Source organism: Ohessyouella blattaphilus (genome assembly GCF_024721265.1).
In the GTDB taxonomy this organism is placed as follows: Bacteria; Bacillota; Clostridia; order Lachnospirales; family Lachnospiraceae; genus Aequitasia; species Aequitasia blattaphilus_A.
The window spans coordinates 47804-63864 of the sequence record NZ_JAMXOC010000018.1; the positions used below are offsets into that span (position 1 = coordinate 47804).

Sequence of the window (16061 nt, forward strand, 5' to 3'; positions counted from 1 at the left end):
AGCGCCCCTTTCGGTAAAAGGAGCGCTCTTTTCTTGTTTCTCTTTATAAACTTTCTAAAAAGGTCTTCGCCTCTGCACACGTTTCCAACAGCTTTAGCTCTTTTGCCAGCCTTTCTGCGCACGTAAACTGATTTGTTTCTAGGACTTGCTGGCGAATTCGTAGAATCGAAGAGCCAGCCATACTTAGCTCATTCACGCCACAAGCGATAAAGAACTTGGTCAGCAGAGGGTCGGCAGCGGCCTCACCACATACTCCCCACATAATTCCGGCTCCAGCGGCAGCTTCCCCAACGCGGTGAATCATCCGTAAGACGGCGGGATCATATGTGCTATAAAGCCCCGCAACTTTTTCGTTTCCTCTATCCACACTTAAGGTATACTGAGTCAAATCGTTGGTTCCGATACTAAAGAAGTCCGCATATTTTGCAAACACATCCGCCATCATCGCAGCTGCCGGCGTCTCAATCATCATTCCCACCTCGATTTGCTCATCAAAAGGAATGTCCTGCTCTTTAAGCTCTGCCTTCGCTTCTGACACTAGGGCTAACCCCTCTTTAAATTCCGCTACTGTGGTAATCATCGGCAACATAATCTTTACTTTGCCATAAGCAGATGCGCGCAAAATCCCCCGTAGCTGAATTTTAAATAGCTCCTGGTGCTCTAAGCAGTAACGAATGGCTCGGTACCCTAGGAAGGGGTTCTCTTCCTTACCAATGCCTAGATAAGCAATCTCTTTATCACCACCAACGTCAAGAGTCCGAATAATTACCGGGCCCGGGGCAAATGCCTGAGCTGCCTTCTGGTATAGAGCAAACTGCTCGTCTTCACTAGGGGCTGATGAGCGGTCCATATAAAGAAACTCTGTCCTAAAAAGACCTACCCCTTCCCCATCGGCAGCGAGTGCTGGCCCAATATCTAGTTCAAGACCGATATTTGCCAGAAGCTCTACCTCTTTTCCATCCTTCGTAACACTCGCCTGTCCCCGGTACACTTCCAGCCGCTTAAGTTCATCCTGAAAATCCCTTTGGCGCTTAGTAAATTCGGCACACTCTTCTTCACTTGGAGAAAATAGTACTTCTCCCGTTGTGCCATCAAGAATCACGGCCATGCCGTCGGTGATATCCTGTACGCCTACATTGACGACGGCAGGTAAAGCTAAAGACCTAGCAATAATTGCCATATGAGCTGTCTTGCCGCCTACATTAGTCACAATACCGACAACACTTTCCGGATTAATCGAAGCCGCCACCGAAGTACTTAACTCCTGGGCCACTAGTACCGTTCCCGGCTTGGCATCACTCACATCGATTAGCTCTTTACCGCCGAGAACCCTTAGTAGATTTTGGCGTAAGTCCTTTAAATCGGTGGCTCTTAGCTCTAAAAGCTCATCGCCACTCATTAGAAAGAGCTGAATGAACTGTTCAAATACTTGATGAACGGCGTATTCACTAACCGTCTTTTCCTGGGTAATAATCTTTTCAATTTCCGGTACCAGCGCCGGATCCGCCAAAAGATCCAAATGACTCTGAAGGATTTCTCCTTGTTCATGGCCAAGCTTCGCCACCTTTTTTTCCAAATAGGCTTTCAGGCCGTCAATACTTGTATGCAGTCTATTCACTTCGTCCGCTAGGGACTCTTCGTCCACCGCTTTTTTGCTTACATCGAAAACAATTTCCTCAATAACAAGGGTAGTTCCTATACCGATTCCGGCGGACACCCCCAGTCCGTTTCTCTTCATGTGTTATTCTCCCAAACCACTTTCAATCGCTTCCACAGCGGCCTTCATACAAGCTTCCTCATCTGCGCCACAGACAATCAGCTCCACCTCATCCCCGCATTTGATCGAGGCACTGAGAACACCTAGCATACTTTTCGCGTTAAAATCATCACCGTTTGCCCGCAGGGTTACCTCAGACTCAAAACCTGTTATCACCTTTACAAAAACCCCAGCGGGACGCATATGTAATCCCGAAGGATTTGTCACTTTTACTTTTCTGTTAATCATCTTTCACTCCTCCTTAATCTGCATAGATAATGGTTGTTTGCGGGTGTAGTTGCAAAATGCTAGCCGGCATTTGCGGGCTTACCTCACCGCTAAGCAACTTTTCAATTGCTTCCTTTTTATCCGCTCCATAAGCGATTAAGAGAATCTTTCGCGCTTTCATAATTGTTCCAATCCCCATACTAATCGCTTCTTTTGGCACTTCCGCAGAGCTGTCAAAAAATCTCGTATTAGCCTCTATCGTACTCTCGGTTAGTTTTACAACCGAAGTCTCTTTTCCGAAAATCGAATCCGGTTCGTTAAAGCCGATATGACCATTCCTACCCAGTCCTAAAAGCTGTAGGTCAACACCGCCAGCGGCGCCAATGGCCTCTTCGTAGCGGCGACACTCTGCCGTCGCATCCGCTGCTACTCCGGACGGAATATGGGTGTTCTCCTCTTTAATATTCACTTTGGAGAATAAATTCTCTTTCATGAAATAGTGGTAACTCTGTGAATGGTCTTTTCCCAAACCAACGTACTCATCTAAGTTAAAAGTAGTCACCTGACTAAAATCAATGGTCCCCTCTTGATACAGGCGAATCAGCTCGGCATACGTTCCTAGTGGGCTACTGCCAGTGGCAAACCCCAGAACACTATCCGGTTTTTCTAGCATCTGTCCGGCAATCATAACCGCTGCCTTTTTATTTAATTCCTCTACACTCTTTGCCTTAATTACATTCATTTACACACTTCTCTCCTATCTGTTAAATTGTGGTAGATAATCCTTATGAGCCTCCATTAGCTCTTCAATTACCGCTTTCGCCACCTTATCTGAGGTCGTTAGCGGATTGATAGAAAGGGCTAGAAGAGCCTTGTCTCTATCCCCAGTTACCGCGGCCTCTACAGTCATCCGTTCAAAAGACTTTATCTCCTGAACCAAGCCGTTAACCGCTACTGGTAGATGTCCAATATTAAGCGGCACCGGCCCTTCTCCCGTAATTATACAACTACATTCTATCGCACTGTCGTCAGGAATACCAGCAATCGTTCCATTATTACGGGTATCTACCGTCTGAATATCCCTCTTGTCCGTATAGATAGATTCAATCAACGAACAAGCGGCATCGGAGTAATAGGCACCGCCGCGCTGTTCTAACTGGGGCGGTTTGATATCTAGGTCTTCGTTTTGGTATAGAGCAAATAGCTCCTTCTCGATCTCCTGTACCTTTAGCGCCCTCACAGCCCCTTCTTTCAGCTGCACCAGCTCTTCTTTTAGCTGCTCATCCTTGCGATAATAGTAGCTGTGGTACGGACATGGGAGCACGCCTAAAGCCCTAATAAACTCCCGTTCATAGCTTACTGGCATAATATTCTTCATGGTCATCGCCATACCCTTTTCCGGATCGGTAGATAGCTCTAAGACCTGCCCCGTTACATCCTTGCCTTTTAAGAAAATCTGTAAGGCGTACACTAAGTGATTAAGCCCGCCAAAGCGCACCCACACATCCTCTTTTGGAACCTCAAGCAGTTTGGCAATATCCATCTCCATATGAATGGGAACGTTGCACAGTCCAATGACCTTTTTAATCTGCCCATAGCGAAGACAAGCTTCCGTTACCATTCCTGCCGGATTGCTAAAGTTAATCAGCCACGCCTCTGGGCAAAGCTCCTTCATATCCTTCGTAATCTCTAGAATCACCGGGATTGTCCGGAAGGCTTTGAACATGCCGCCGGCACCATTGGTCTCCTGTCCCAGAAGTCCATGCTTTAGAGGAATCTGCTCATCTAGACCCCGGGCCTTTAACTGCCCCACCCGAATCTGAGTAGTAACAAAATCAGCACCTGCAAGAGCTTCTCTTCGGTCTAAGGTCAAATGAATAGCAATCGGTAATCCTGATTTTTTAACCATGCGTTTGGCTAGATTTCCTACCGTTTCTAATTTTTCACGGCCTTCTTCAATATCTACCAGCCAAATTTCCCGAACCGGCAACGATTGGTAGCGTTTGATAAACCCTTCGATCAGCTCTGGCGTGTAGCTTGAACCGCCACCGATGGTAACAATTTTTACTCCTTCCATGGTATCTCCTCTCTATAGCTCTGCGTATGAACACAGATCAATCTGCTCTTCTCTAATTAACGTTTGCAAACGGGTATCTGTCAAAGTTCTCAGTTCAAAGATTCGCGGGACATTGTAAGAGCTGCGCTCATACAAATCGGCATCTACATAGGCTGGGTGACACATAATCTCTGCACTGTCGTACTTACTACCGCAAAGCACTCCCCTTAACGTATCTAGCGTCGCCCCTTCACTGTAAAAGCCATCATCAAAGTGAGCAACTGACTTGAGGGAAGCATATTCTTCTCCTAAACTACTTCGGTCATAAAGACGTACCTTAAGCTTATATTTCTTAGCCACCTTTAAAAACACCGGCAAGAGTCCTGCTAATGTATGGGTATGGTGGTGAGAATCTAGATGGGTAATCTCAATCCCGGCACCGCTCACCTTCTGAATTTGCAGCTCGTACTCTCGTTCCACTTCTGTTAAGTCAAGCTCTCCTGCCGAAGCTTTCCCCGTCAGCTCACCAAGCTTTAAAAAGTTGCCCGCACTATCAATCAGGGTCTGATACCCCTCGCCTAGCGGTTTCCCTGCGGTCAAGGTAAGGTGTACCCCAATCCTTAAGCCTGGGTGGCGCTGATGGAGAGCCACCGCGTGGTCAAAACCTGGCATCTGGGCCATCATCGAGGTCGAACGCACCACTCCCTGTTCGTAAGCCTCACATATCCCTAAGTTAACGGCTTTAGAAAGCCCAAAATCATCTGCATTAAAAATAACTTTCATAAAATAATTACCTCATTTATACCAGAAAGGCTGTCACAAAGATTCCTCCTTATGTAACAGCCTTTTTGCTTGCGGATTCTAGGAATCCAGTTTCCCGTATAATTCAACCATCTCTGCCGCCAAATCCTTTGCCAGAATCGCCGTCATCACATGGTCTTGTGCATGTACCATAAACAGATCAATCTCTGTCTTATTACCTTTTGCTTCATTTTGAATAAGTCCTGTCTGCGTACCATGAGCTCTAGAAATATCTTCATTGGCTCGCTCAAGGGCTGCACGTGCCTCCTCCATTTTGCCTTCTCTCGCTAGGGCAATCGCTTCAAGCGCGCTACTTTTCGCGCTTCCGGCATCGACGATTAAGTTCATTACTAGCATTTCTCTTTCTTGATCCATCTTACAACCTCTCTTACTCAGCAGCTTCTGCTTGCTGGGCTTCTTTCTTCATCTCGATACGATCGGCAATCTTAACAAACGGAATGTATACGAGAACCGATATCGCTAGGTTAATCACCTGAATAATGGGACCGATAATCTTAAAGTTTGTGGCAAAGAGCCCCGAAAGAATCGGTGGGGTCGTCCACGGGATAACAACGGATACCGCTGGTAAAATCCCCATTCGACTGGCGCCATAGGCAACGATAAAGCAAAGAATCGGAGCTAGGACAAAAGGAATCGCAAAAATCGGATTTAATACAATCGGTAATCCAAAAATAATCGGCTCATTGATATTAAAGACCGATGGCAGGAGACCTAAACGGCCAACCATCCGGTTCTGTTTTGATTTACCGGCAACAAGTAAGGCGATTACCAAGCCGATACACACACCAGCACCACCCATGTAGACGAAAGCGTCTAAGAAAGATTTGCTAAAGTAGGTAAATCCTTCTGTAGCACCACTTTCTAGTAAGGCTGTATTGTTATCTACTGCCATTAAGTTAAGAGTCTGTAACACCCCTTCAAACATATTGGCGCCGTGAATACCAAATACCCAGAAGACGTGAGTTAGAAGCACAATAATCAGGCCAAAGCCCCAGGTATCTGAGCCCTTTGCTAACGGCTTCGCTAAGTTCTCGTAGATTAAATCAAAGACATTGTTTTTCGCCACCAATTCAATCATTACCGTAATAAAGGAAATAGCAATAATAGTGATAACACCAGGGATCAGTGCTGCAAAGGAACGGGATACCGCTGGGGGCACACCATCGGGCATCTTAATTATCAGTTTATCGGACCTAGACAGACGTACGAAAATCTCCGTTCCGATAAGGGCGATAATCACCCCCACAATCAATCCCTGAGCGTTGGTGTAGCGGTAGTTAATAAAGCCCCAACCAGCCACTTCTTCGCCAGCCTCCGTGGTAATAAAGGCCATCTGAGGAACTGCTGAAAGATACGCTGCCAAACTAACTAAAGCTGCTGACAAAGCATTGCCTTCGTATGATTTCGCTAGATAATAGGCAATGGCCATAACCGAGAACAAGGAAATCATTCCAAATGTCCCCCACCAAACGTTTCCATTAATGGTGGTAATCCAGGCCAGTCCGGGAATTTCTGCTAACTTTTCTTTTAATAAAGTGTTTCTGCCAATTGGCAAGTTGTTAATCAAGGTTACTAAAGACCCTACAATCATAAGTGGCATTAACGAAACAAAGCCATCCCTAACTGCCCCCAAGTGCCTTTGCTGACCAATTCTTCCAGCAACTGCGGAAAATTTGTCGATAAATGAATTGTTACCCATGTAATTGTCCTCCCTTTCTCAATGCTACCCTAGCAATGACTCAATTTGTTTAAGAACTGCCGCTCCGTCCATACGTCCGTAAGACAGCATATCCACCACACCTATTTTTGTGCTTGATCCGGCAATCGCTTCCTTAAACTTTCCTTCTAAATAACGTACCTGTGGTCCTAAAAGTAGCACGTCCGCCTGGGTTAAATCTTTACGCGCTTCCGCTTCACCCATGGCGTACACCTCTAACTCAAGACCTTTTTCTTTTGCCGCCTTGTTTACCTTTTCCACTAAAAGGCTAGTAGACATTCCCGCAGCACATACAAACATTACTTTTGCCATTACTTTTTCCCTCCTTGTTGAATAATCTTTTCTATGATTTTCTCTGTTCCTACAACAAAACAGCCGTAGATACCTGCTCCCTCGCGAAGCTCGCCAATTGCCACCTGAGGTTTTACAAACCCTTTTGTGGAATCAATAAACTCACGCACACCTTCTAAAATAACTTCGCCAAAACTTAAATAATCCCCTCCTAACAAAACCTTCTTAACATCTAAAAACGTGCAACAGTTATAAATCATTTTGCCCAGTTTATAGCCAAACTCATGGACCACCTCGCAAACTCTCTCATCACCCTGTCTAGCTAAGGCGACCACCTCTTGAAAATTCAGCGGGTTCTCCCCACTAATTGAAAGTCCCCTTTCAGAAAGTTCTTTGAAAAGACTTTCCATGGCAATGGTTTCTTCTACACTTCTACCGTCATCCAAAATCACGTAACCAACTTCACCAGCTGCGTTGCCTTCTCCTAAGTGAAGCTTCCCATTTAAGATAATACCCGCACCCACACCTACTCCGGCGCTGATATAAAGAAGGTTTTCATCTCCTTTTTCGGCACTGACATACCATTCTCCAAGTGCCGCCATCCCCGCATCGTTGCGGACGGATACGTGAATCTTTAATTCTTGTTTTAAATACTCGCGAATCCCAATATTCGCAAAGTCTACATGCCGCTCACTGATAAAATCAGGCTCATCATCGGTGAATACCCCGGGATGAGAAATAACGATTAGCTCTAGCTTCTCTCGGGGAATCTGATTCTCATCAAGAATCTCAAAGAACGTGTCCCGAATCTGCTGGCGCTTATCTTCGGCCGTAGCTTTCTTCTTAGCCTTCACTCGCTTTAAGCCGATTAAACAATTGTTCATGTCCGCTACGGCACAGACCGGATTGCGAAAAGACAAGTCCAAAGCACCGACGTATCTTAAACTCTCGTTAAAATACAGTAAGATTGGTTTGCGTCCGCCCTTTTTGGCGGCTTCGCCTTCGCCCCGTTCAACCACTAGACCAGAAGCAATCAACAGCTCCACGTTGCTAGCGATCGCCGGTTTGCTTATCCCTAAATCCTTTGCAAGGGTGGCTCTAGAGACACCACTGCGCCGATGGATCTCCTCAGCGATGGCTTTTTCATTAATCACTCGACTTAAAGAGCGATCGGCCACTAGTCGCCGGCCTGTAGGTTCTATCTTTTCCCTCATAATATCTCCTCTTTAGATACGTTAGTAATTATTACTTACTTACATAATAGACATATTTTTTCCATTTGTCAACAATCATTTGGTGGTTTTTACAAAATACGTTATAATAATTCTATTAGGAGATATTATATGGACACTTTAATGCTAAAAAACGATCCCTTACTAAATATTCACGATGACGGAACGATTGCGGTTATCGACTTTGATCGCTTACCCTTCGCTCTGCGAATCCCTCAGCTTAGTAGCGCTCAGTATAAGGACTGGGTTTCTTTGCGCGCGCTCCAGCTTGATCGCCAACACGCCAAGGATATTATCAACCGTTATCGCCTACCCCAATATGATAAGTACCGGATTGCGAAAGCTTGTCGCGGGTTTAGCCTAACCGATTCCTACTGGATTCGCGATGAAATGGATACCATTACTTGGGAAGACCGCAATCTGTTTCACAACGATTTGTCCCTTTCCATCGTCGAAACCTCCCTTTCGGGAAAGCTCAGTAAAACTTCCTACCGGATTGAAGGTAACGAAATTATCCACGAGATTTCTCCAGAGTTAACCACTTGGGGCGTTAACGCTAAGGCTTGGATCAAAGAAACGGATGGTCTCTATCTCCATAAAATTGGGATAAACGAAGTGGGTGCAAGCGTTATTATCGATATGCTCGGGCTAGAGCATATCAAGTACCAACTCTCAACAGCCGAACAGATTGACAAATACCTCTCTACCGAGGTCAAGACTTGGCTTACCGGCGTTGGTGAAGCCATCGTCAACTCCAAACTTTTTACTAGCGAGAACCTTTCCTTCGTCTCCTTTGACGAATTTTCTACCTTTTGTTCCTATTATGATATCGACCCAATCGATCAAGCGATTAAGTACGATGCTCGTATTTATTACGAAATGCAGATAATTGACTATATCCTCAATAACCCTGATCGGCACGGTCAGAATTGGGGCTTCTATATGGATGCGAATACCGGCAAGCTCGTGCGTATGGCTCTTCACTTCGACCACGACCGCGCCTTCAATCGAAACATCGAAATCATGTCACTAACTAGTAAGGAACCCATGCTCCTAAGAGATGCCGCCCTTGATGCCCTCAGTCACGTCCGCATTCCTCTTGAGAATATCCGAAACGGAAAACGCCCACCCACCGTTACCGAAAAACAGTGGCAAGGAGTCCAAGAAAGAGTTCAAATCCTCGATCAATAAAAATTACCGAAGCAACGAATACCGTTTGCTTCGGTAATTTTTTTTAGAAAAGTGTTGACACCATAATATTATTGTACTATGATTGTAATACACTAATACAGACGAACAAAGGAGGCCTATATGGGAACAATACTTAGAACAAATCATTTAACGAAAAAATATGGAAATAACTCGGTGGTTAAGGATCTTTCATTAACCGTACACGAAGGCGATATCTATGGCTTTATCGGTAAAAACGGTGCCGGTAAGACTACTTTAATCCGCATGATTGCCGGCCTGGCAAAGCCAACGGAAGGTAATCTCTTACTCTTTGGCGGTCAGAATTTAACCGCTGCCAGAGCGAATATTGGTACTGTTATCGAGAACCCGGCGCTCTATCCCAATATGACCGCCAGGAACAATATGATGGTTCAGGTGAAATTAAAGGGAGAGTCCCCGGAGCAAATCGATCGACTTTTAGAGCTTGTGGGACTTGCCGATACCGGCAAGAAGAAGGCGAAGAACTTTTCCTTAGGAATGCGTCAGCGCTTAGCCATTGCCGTTGCTCTCATCGGTTCTCCGAAGTTTTTAATCCTCGACGAGCCTACCAACGGTTTGGACCCCCAAGGGATTCGAGAAATCAGGGAACTTATCGTTAGACTAAATAAGGAAGAGAAAATCACCGTTCTCATTTCCTCCCATATTCTTAGCGAACTTTCCAAGTTTGCTACCCGCTATGGCATTATTCACAACGGCCAGCTAGTGGAAGAGTTTACCAAACAGGAACTCTTAGAACGCCAGGGAGAGACCCCTACCGAACACGATAACGATCTAGAAGACTACTTCTTACAAAAGATTGCCGGAATCTAAATTCTACCTACCAAACGAAAGGAATATATAACTATGAAAAACGCTATTAGCAGTGATTTATTTAAACTTAGAAAATCAAATTATTTTTACGTATGTCTAATCATCTCCATCATTCTTTCTGTCGCCACCGTTTTTTTGATGGATTTCGCTTATAAAAATCTAAAACAATCCTCCACTAGTGAACAGAGCGGTGTCACCGTAGAAATCGGTAACGAAGTGACCTCGGAAGCCAATACTGACGTCCTGATGAACGCCCCTACCGGCAGTAGCACGATGGCGACCTTCTTCGGCTCTAGCTCCGCTGCCTTATTACTAGCCGTAGTCATCTCCCTCTTTGTAGGCAGTGAATTCAACAACGGCACCATTAAAAATTCAGCCTCGACTAATTTAAGCCGAAGCAAGTTATACGCCTCAAAGACCATCGTCGGGGTGCTGGCGGGACTCTTTTATTTTCTCGTTTCCGGTATTATCGCCACCTGCTTTGCCACCTTTTTATGGGGCTTTGGAGACATATCCCCAGGCTTTTGGTCAGATACGCTTCTAAGCATCGGTGTTGAAGGACTTATCATCGCCGCCTACGTCTCTGTCTTTACCATGTTCTCCATGCTGATTCGGCAAAACGGTGGTTCGCTGGCGGCTAATATTTGCTTCCTCGAGTTCCTTACCCTTATCGTGCAACTAATGATGTTTGCTGCCAAACAGCTATTTGACTGGGAGATAAATCTGACTCAGTACCTACTGGATGTAAATATGACCAATGTGGCCACCAACTTTACTTCTAAAATCTTCATTCAAGGAGCCCTGGTCGCTCTCGGGTATTTTGTTGTCACCTATATAATCGGTGTAACTTCCTTTAAAGCAAGAGATATTAAGTAAAGTTGGGCTATTCAAAAAGGCGCAAGGAGATATTTTCTCCTTACGCCTTTTTCCTATAAGTATTCGTAACTGTTCAGGACAGACCTCAGACGCGTTCGCATAATGACGCTGTCGCTACCTTAATATTATCTAATGAGGTGGCCAGATTAAGCCGAATAAAGTTCTCATATCCCACAGGTGCAAACCAGTTGCCGTAATCTACCGCTAACTTACACTGCTCTTCCATCACTTCCGTGACGTTTTTCCCTTCTAGATAAGCACCCAAATCTAGCCAAGCTAAATACGTTCCTTCAAGGGGCGCTAACACGGCTTTCGGTAAATGCCGAGAAAGCTCATCCTTTAGATAATTGTAGTTCTCTTGGATCTGTTCTTTTACGCCTTGAAGCCATTCATCGCCCTCTCGGTAACCGGCCTCTGCCGCAATATACCCGAAGGCGTTGCCGCTACCGATGGCAATACTGAGAACAAACTTATCCCAGCGGGCGCGCAGCTCCTCATCTTTAATGATGATAATGGAGTTTTGACCGGCTGCTAGGTTAAAGGTCTTTGAGGGTGCCGTCAGCAAAATCATCCCCTCCTGATAATTCTCTGCTAAAAATGCCGAGGTATGATGGTGGGGCGACATCACCAAGTCCTGGTGAATTTCATCCGCCAAGACGTATACTTTATGTTTCCGGCAAAGGGCTATCATCCCCTTAAGCTCGGCCTCTGTCCACACCCGACCGACTGGGTTGTGGGGAGAGCAAAGGATAAAGAGCTTAACGTCTTCTTTAATAATCGTTTCCTCAAAAGCCTCTAAGTCCACCTGATAATGGCCATTGTGATTAACTAAGTCTGCCGATACTAAATGGCGTTCATTGTTTTCAATCGCTCTCGCAAAGGGATAATACACCGGCTGCTGAATCAAAATGCTATCGCCTGGCCTAGTCAGCATCTGAACGCCCCAGTTAAAGCCTGATACCACTCCTGGTGAAAAGCGAAGCCATTCGCGCTCCACGGTAAAACCGTGATGACGCTTTTCCCAGGCGATAAATGCCTCATAATAAGAATCCGGAACCTTATAGTAACCATAAGCTCCCATCTCCACATATTCGTGTAAAGCCTTTGTAATTGCCTCCGGCACTTTAAAATCCATATCCGCCACCCATAGTGGTAATAAATCATTGCTGGAGAAAAGGCGCTCCATACCATCCCATTTCTCGCAGTTCGTCTGCTTTCTCTCAACATACTCTGGTCTCATTTTTTTCCTCCTCAAATCAAAATACCGTATAAGAAGTATTCTAACACGTTTTTTTCGCGGTTAATATAGGAAGATTCTCCTACAGACCTTGACAAAGGTCGCTAACTATGAGATAGTTTCCAAGGTTACATTGTATTTTAACGGTACTGGTGAATTCCCCGGTACCGTTTTCTTTTGTTAATGAAAGTGAGATTTATGGAAAACATCCTATTTGAAGATTTAGAAATTAATAACGAACTAAAACGAGCGGTGGCTGATATGGGCTTTACCGAAGCAACTCCCGTACAGAGCCAAAGTATTCTTCCCATGCTAGAAGGAAAAGATATGGTGGTGCAAGCGCCTACCGGTACCGGTAAGACGTGTGCTTTTGGTCTTCCCATTATGGAAAAGATCGACACCGAAGCAAAGCACGTAGAAGCACTTATTCTCGCCCCGACCAGAGAGCTTGCCGTTCAGATTACCAACGAGCTAATGAAGCTGGGTAAATATACCGCTGGCATTCGCATCACCCCTGTATATGGTGGCCAGGTTATCACGAGACAGATTACCGCCCTAAAAAAACGTCCCCAGATTATCGTCGCTACCCCAGGACGTCTGATGGATCATTTGCGCCGCCACACCGTCAAACTTGATAACCTTAAGTATCTCGTTCTCGACGAAGCCGACGAAATGCTTAACATGGGCTTTCGTGAAGATATCGATACCATCCTCGAATCCGCTTCCGAGTCCCACCAAACGGTCTTATATTCAGCAACGATGTCAAAGGAGATTCTCGACATCACCAAAAAGTATCTACACACTCCCGAAAAGGTTCAAATCACAAAAAGTGAAATGACCGTTCCTACCATTAAACAATATTATCTAGAGGTACGCTCAGAAAACAAAATCGACCTCCTGGCTCGCCTCGTTGACTTAGGCGGCTATGAAAAGGGAATTGTCTTCTGTAATACCAAGCGAATGGTAGACGAACTAGCCCTTGAGATGACCGCTAGAGGTTACCTCTCGGAAGGACTCCACGGCGATATGAACCAAGCCCAGAGAGACCGCGTCATGCGGGACTTTAGAAACCGTAAAATCGACCTGTTAATCGCTACTGACGTGGCGGCTAGAGGGATCGATGTGAAAGGGATTGAAGCCGTCTTTAACTACGACGTGCCAGAAGACCTTGAATACTACGTACACCGGATTGGTCGTACGGGAAGAGCCAAGGCCGAAGGGATCTCTTACCTCTTCGTTACCAGAAGAGATATGTGGCGACTAAGAGAAATCATGAACTACACCAAGGCCAAAATCGAATACATGCCGATTCCTAAGGTTGCTGAAATCACCGATATTCGCGTACGCAAAGCCTTGTCGGAAGCAACTGCCCTAGCAGATGACGGCAAATTAAGCCTTTATCGCCAAGGAATCGAAGATTTCCTAAGCGAACACGATACCGAGATCACAATCCTCGACCTTGCCGCCGCCCTTCTCCTAAAAGATGTGGGCTTAAGCGATTTGAAAGATATTGAAGAAAGACCAAGGAGTCGCGAAAAGGGTGCTATTCCCACTAGTGGCAACGCTCGTATCTTTATCAATGTGGGCAAATTAGATAAGCTTAAAAAACGTCAGCTAATCAAGCTTTTAGTAGAAAAGGTTGGTCTTAGAGAACGGGAAATCCGCGATATCTCTATTCTTGAAAAATTCTCTTTCGTCAATATTCCGGCGGAATATGCCAAAGAGACCTTGAAAAAGCTCAATAACATGCGTCTTGACGGTCGCAAAATAAAAGCAGAAATCTCTACGGGAAAACAAGGTAAAAAGAAGAAAAAAGCCTTTTAAGCCCCTAGCTTTCTGTGCTACAATAGCGATAGGGAAACATAGCTCAGCTGGGAGAGCATCCGCTTGACGTGCGGAAGGTCGCAGGTTCGAGCCCTGTTGTTTCCATATCGACAAAAAGGTCACTGCCCATTTGGACAGTGACCTTTTTTATACTTTATGCCAAACGCTCATTCTTTTCTTCTTGAAGTCTAAAGCGGTTAACCACTTCTTTCAAAGTGTTGGCCTGAGCCGCTAACTCCTCAGCTGATGCTGCTGATTGCTGGGCATTTGCGGAGTTACTCTGAACGGTAATGGTAATCTGCTCCACCGCCTGATTAATGTCTTCTAAGGCACGGCTTTGTTCAATGGCGGCTTCTTTAATCTTATCCATCGACTGAGTCGTCTCGACGACAATCGTCTTCACCTCGCCTAAGCTATCTCTCGTGGCCTCTGTCAGTTCATTGCCGCCTGATACCTTCTCTACACTGCGGGCGATTAAACCGGCGGTTTCCTGGGCGGCCTCAGCTGATTTTGCAGCTAAGTTTCTCACCTCATCGGCTACCACGGCAAAGCCTTTTCCGTGTTGACCAGCTCTAGCTGCTTCCACTGCCGCATTAAGCGCTAAGATATTCGTCTGGAAGGCTATATCATCAATCGTCTTAATAATATTAGAGATTTCCTGAGAACTTTTATCGATCTCTTCCATCGCTAAAGCCAAATCATTCATCATACCATCACTGCGAACAATCACTTGATTGGTCTGCATCGCACTCTCCTGTGCCCCGATTGCTTGATTTGTACTTTCTTCACCCTTTTCACGAACCTGACCAACCACTTCACGAAACTGATCCACTGTCGCCGCTTGCTCGTTAGTGCTAGCGGCTAAAGACTGCGCCGTCGAGGAAATCTGCTCGGCAGCTGCCGATACCTGTTCTGCTCCGTAGAGAACATCTCGGAACAATTCATTTAAGTGACTAACCGTCTGACTAATCGCAATATTCATAGCATCCTTTTCGCTACGAATAACTGGATATAAGTTTAAGTTTCCCTGAGCAAGTTCTTCCATTAGACCTACTTGCTTTTTCGTATTATCTGCCATTCTCTGGAAGGCATGCATTAGCTCGCCAATTTCGTCTTCTCTATCAGAGTCAATGTTAATATCCACAATTCCTTTAGCCAATTGATCCGACATTTCTGTTAGCTTAACAATCGGTTTCCCCAGTGTACGACGCATGACCCGAATAAGGATAACGGTTGCGATAATACAGCATAGTAAAATAGCAACTAAAATCCAAATCCCAAAGGTAAGCACAACTTGGTTGATTTCCGATAGGCTGATGTCGGCTCCAATGACGCCAACCACTTCGCCGTCACTATCTTTAACGGCAGCAAATCCGGTAACCATCTCGCCAAACTCTCCTGATCTGTATACATCGGAAGCATTTGGTTCGCCGCTTTCGGCTGTTAAAGACATTTCCTTATCATAATTTTCAGCTGCTTCCGTATCGCCAAACTTTAGCTCTGCTTCTGCATCCTTTTCTGCATTATAGCCTTCTGCATAATAAGAAACGTTTTCGTCAATATGGGCATCTACAGCATATAAATATTTAACATCTGTATCAATCTTAATTTGATCAAGAACTGCCTTTGCCCGGTCGTAATTTTCATCTTTGACGCCTGTTTCCATGGCCTCTTTAAAACCATCTCCGTCAAGGGCTGCGGCGGCTGATTGAGCGATATTCTGTGCCGTTATCGCATGATCCTTTACAGCCGTACTTCGAAAAACGAAAAGACTAGCAACACCAATCCCTACTGCGCAAACCGCCAAAATCAAAATGGTAAGTGTCGTAATCTGCTTTACTATTGATTTCTTCATTTATAATAACCTCCTAGTATATAGTCACTCTGTATGACTATCGACAGATTCCTTCTTATACAATAGGGGTTAATCGAGTAGGAGGCGGTGACTAACCGCCGTCCTCTCACAGCACCGTACGTACCGT

General features: G+C 45.3%; 15 protein-coding genes and 1 tRNA gene. 5 read left to right on the top strand and 11 right to left on the bottom strand.

Features of this window, described 5'->3' with window-relative positions; translation table 11 throughout:
• Positions 1-43 precede the first annotated feature (43 nt).
• From ptsP to NHH16_RS11445, 9 genes are all read right to left on the bottom strand, one after another.
• Positions 44-1738 carry a phosphoenolpyruvate--protein phosphotransferase gene (gene ptsP / locus NHH16_RS11405; RefSeq protein ID WP_262069733.1) on the bottom strand — a complete coding sequence of 565 codons (1695 nt, stop codon included), beginning with the start codon at positions 1736-1738 and terminating at the stop codon, positions 44-46.
• A 3-nt stretch (positions 1739-1741) separates the two neighbouring features.
• Entirely contained in the window at positions 1742-2005 is a 264-nt protein-coding gene (locus NHH16_RS11410; protein WP_262069734.1) for an HPr family phosphocarrier protein, read from the bottom strand.
• Positions 2006-2018: 13 nt separating this feature from the next.
• Complete coding sequence (gene nagB, locus NHH16_RS11415) at positions 2019-2726, bottom strand: glucosamine-6-phosphate deaminase (protein WP_262069735.1); 708 nt, start codon at positions 2724-2726, stop codon at positions 2019-2021.
• 15 nt (positions 2727-2741) lie between these two features.
• Positions 2742-4061, bottom strand: a complete 1320-nt coding sequence (locus tag NHH16_RS11420; protein WP_262069736.1) for a 6-phospho-beta-glucosidase — start codon at positions 4059-4061, stop codon at positions 2742-2744.
• 12 nt (positions 4062-4073) lie between these two features.
• Positions 4074-4823, bottom strand: coding sequence for a chitin disaccharide deacetylase (gene chbG / locus NHH16_RS11425; protein WP_262069737.1), 750 nt, complete (start codon positions 4821-4823; stop codon positions 4074-4076).
• 78 nt (positions 4824-4901) lie between these two features.
• Positions 4902-5216 carry a PTS lactose/cellobiose transporter subunit IIA gene (locus tag NHH16_RS11430; RefSeq protein ID WP_262069738.1) on the bottom strand — a complete coding sequence of 105 codons (315 nt, stop codon included), beginning with the start codon at positions 5214-5216 and terminating at the stop codon, positions 4902-4904.
• 13 nt (positions 5217-5229) lie between these two features.
• Complete coding sequence (locus NHH16_RS11435; RefSeq protein ID WP_262069739.1) at positions 5230-6561, bottom strand: PTS sugar transporter subunit IIC; 1332 nt, start codon at positions 6559-6561, stop codon at positions 5230-5232.
• Between the two features lie 24 nt (positions 6562-6585).
• On the bottom strand, positions 6586-6891 hold the full coding sequence (locus tag NHH16_RS11440) for a PTS sugar transporter subunit IIB (RefSeq protein ID WP_262069740.1): 306 nt from the start codon (positions 6889-6891) through the stop codon (positions 6586-6588).
• Positions 6891-8084, bottom strand: a complete 1194-nt coding sequence (locus NHH16_RS11445; RefSeq protein WP_262069741.1) for an ROK family transcriptional regulator — start codon at positions 8082-8084, stop codon at positions 6891-6893. The genes NHH16_RS11440 and NHH16_RS11445 overlap by 1 nt, the downstream gene beginning before the upstream one ends.
• Before the next feature lie 129 nt (positions 8085-8213).
• Here NHH16_RS11445 and NHH16_RS11450 point away from each other — a divergent pair, with 129 nt between their 5' ends.
• The 3 genes from NHH16_RS11450 to NHH16_RS11460 all read left to right on the top strand — a co-directional run bounded on the left by NHH16_RS11450 (position 8214) and on the right by NHH16_RS11460 (position 11018).
• A complete protein-coding gene (locus tag NHH16_RS11450) occupies positions 8214-9293 on the top strand; it encodes a HipA domain-containing protein (protein WP_262069742.1) in 1080 nt (359 codons plus the stop codon).
• A gap of 120 nt (positions 9294-9413) precedes the next feature.
• Positions 9414-10142 carry an ABC transporter ATP-binding protein gene (locus NHH16_RS11455; RefSeq protein ID WP_262069743.1) on the top strand — a complete coding sequence of 243 codons (729 nt, stop codon included), beginning with the start codon at positions 9414-9416 and terminating at the stop codon, positions 10140-10142.
• Between the two features lie 33 nt (positions 10143-10175).
• The gene (locus tag NHH16_RS11460) at positions 10176-11018 is read left to right on the top strand and encodes an ABC transporter permease (RefSeq protein WP_262069744.1); all 843 of its coding nucleotides are present in this window, start codon (positions 10176-10178) and stop codon (positions 11016-11018) included.
• A gap of 85 nt (positions 11019-11103) precedes the next feature.
• Here NHH16_RS11460 and NHH16_RS11465 read toward each other — a convergent pair whose 3' ends face one another.
• Complete coding sequence (locus NHH16_RS11465; protein ID WP_262069745.1) at positions 11104-12258, bottom strand: MalY/PatB family protein; 1155 nt, start codon at positions 12256-12258, stop codon at positions 11104-11106.
• Positions 12259-12453: 195 nt separating this feature from the next.
• Here NHH16_RS11465 and NHH16_RS11470 point away from each other — a divergent pair, with 195 nt between their 5' ends.
• Both NHH16_RS11470 and NHH16_RS11475 read left to right on the top strand, forming a co-directional pair.
• Complete coding sequence (locus tag NHH16_RS11470; protein WP_262069746.1) at positions 12454-14079, top strand: DEAD/DEAH box helicase; 1626 nt, start codon at positions 12454-12456, stop codon at positions 14077-14079.
• Between the two features lie 32 nt (positions 14080-14111).
• A tRNA-Val gene (locus NHH16_RS11475) sits at positions 14112-14184 on the top strand.
• Between the two features lie 49 nt (positions 14185-14233).
• Here the strand turns inward: NHH16_RS11475 and NHH16_RS11480 are convergent.
• The gene (locus NHH16_RS11480) at positions 14234-15934 is read right to left on the bottom strand and encodes a methyl-accepting chemotaxis protein (RefSeq protein WP_262069747.1); all 1701 of its coding nucleotides are present in this window, start codon (positions 15932-15934) and stop codon (positions 14234-14236) included.
• Between the last annotated feature and the right edge of the window lie 127 nt (positions 15935-16061).

Excerpts from the sequence above, each read along its gene's own strand:
- ptsP (WP_262069733.1), bottom strand. The coding sequence starts at position 1,738 with ATGAAGAGAAACGGACTGGGGGTGTCCGCCGGAATCGGTATAGGAACT.
- NHH16_RS11410 (WP_262069734.1), bottom strand. The coding sequence starts at position 2,005 with ATGATTAACAGAAAAGTAAAAGTGACAAATCCTTCGGGATTACATATG.
- nagB (WP_262069735.1), bottom strand. The coding sequence starts at position 2,726 with ATGAATGTAATTAAGGCAAAGAGTGTAGAGGAATTAAATAAAAAGGCA.
- NHH16_RS11420 (WP_262069736.1), bottom strand. The coding sequence starts at position 4,061 with ATGGAAGGAGTAAAAATTGTTACCATCGGTGGCGGTTCAAGCTACACG.
- chbG (WP_262069737.1), bottom strand. The coding sequence starts at position 4,823 with ATGAAAGTTATTTTTAATGCAGATGATTTTGGGCTTTCTAAAGCCGTT.
- NHH16_RS11430 (WP_262069738.1), bottom strand. The coding sequence starts at position 5,216 with ATGGATCAAGAAAGAGAAATGCTAGTAATGAACTTAATCGTCGATGCC.
- NHH16_RS11435 (WP_262069739.1), bottom strand. The coding sequence starts at position 6,561 with ATGGGTAACAATTCATTTATCGACAAATTTTCCGCAGTTGCTGGAAGA.
- NHH16_RS11440 (WP_262069740.1), bottom strand. The coding sequence starts at position 6,891 with ATGGCAAAAGTAATGTTTGTATGTGCTGCGGGAATGTCTACTAGCCTT.
- NHH16_RS11445 (WP_262069741.1), bottom strand. The coding sequence starts at position 8,084 with ATGAGGGAAAAGATAGAACCTACAGGCCGGCGACTAGTGGCCGATCGC.
- NHH16_RS11450 (WP_262069742.1), top strand. The coding sequence starts at position 8,214 with ATGGACACTTTAATGCTAAAAAACGATCCCTTACTAAATATTCACGAT.
- NHH16_RS11455 (WP_262069743.1), top strand. The coding sequence starts at position 9,414 with ATGGGAACAATACTTAGAACAAATCATTTAACGAAAAAATATGGAAAT.
- NHH16_RS11460 (WP_262069744.1), top strand. The coding sequence starts at position 10,176 with ATGAAAAACGCTATTAGCAGTGATTTATTTAAACTTAGAAAATCAAAT.
- NHH16_RS11465 (WP_262069745.1), bottom strand. The coding sequence starts at position 12,258 with ATGAGACCAGAGTATGTTGAGAGAAAGCAGACGAACTGCGAGAAATGG.
- NHH16_RS11470 (WP_262069746.1), top strand. The coding sequence starts at position 12,454 with ATGGAAAACATCCTATTTGAAGATTTAGAAATTAATAACGAACTAAAA.
- NHH16_RS11480 (WP_262069747.1), bottom strand. The coding sequence starts at position 15,934 with ATGAAGAAATCAATAGTAAAGCAGATTACGACACTTACCATTTTGATT.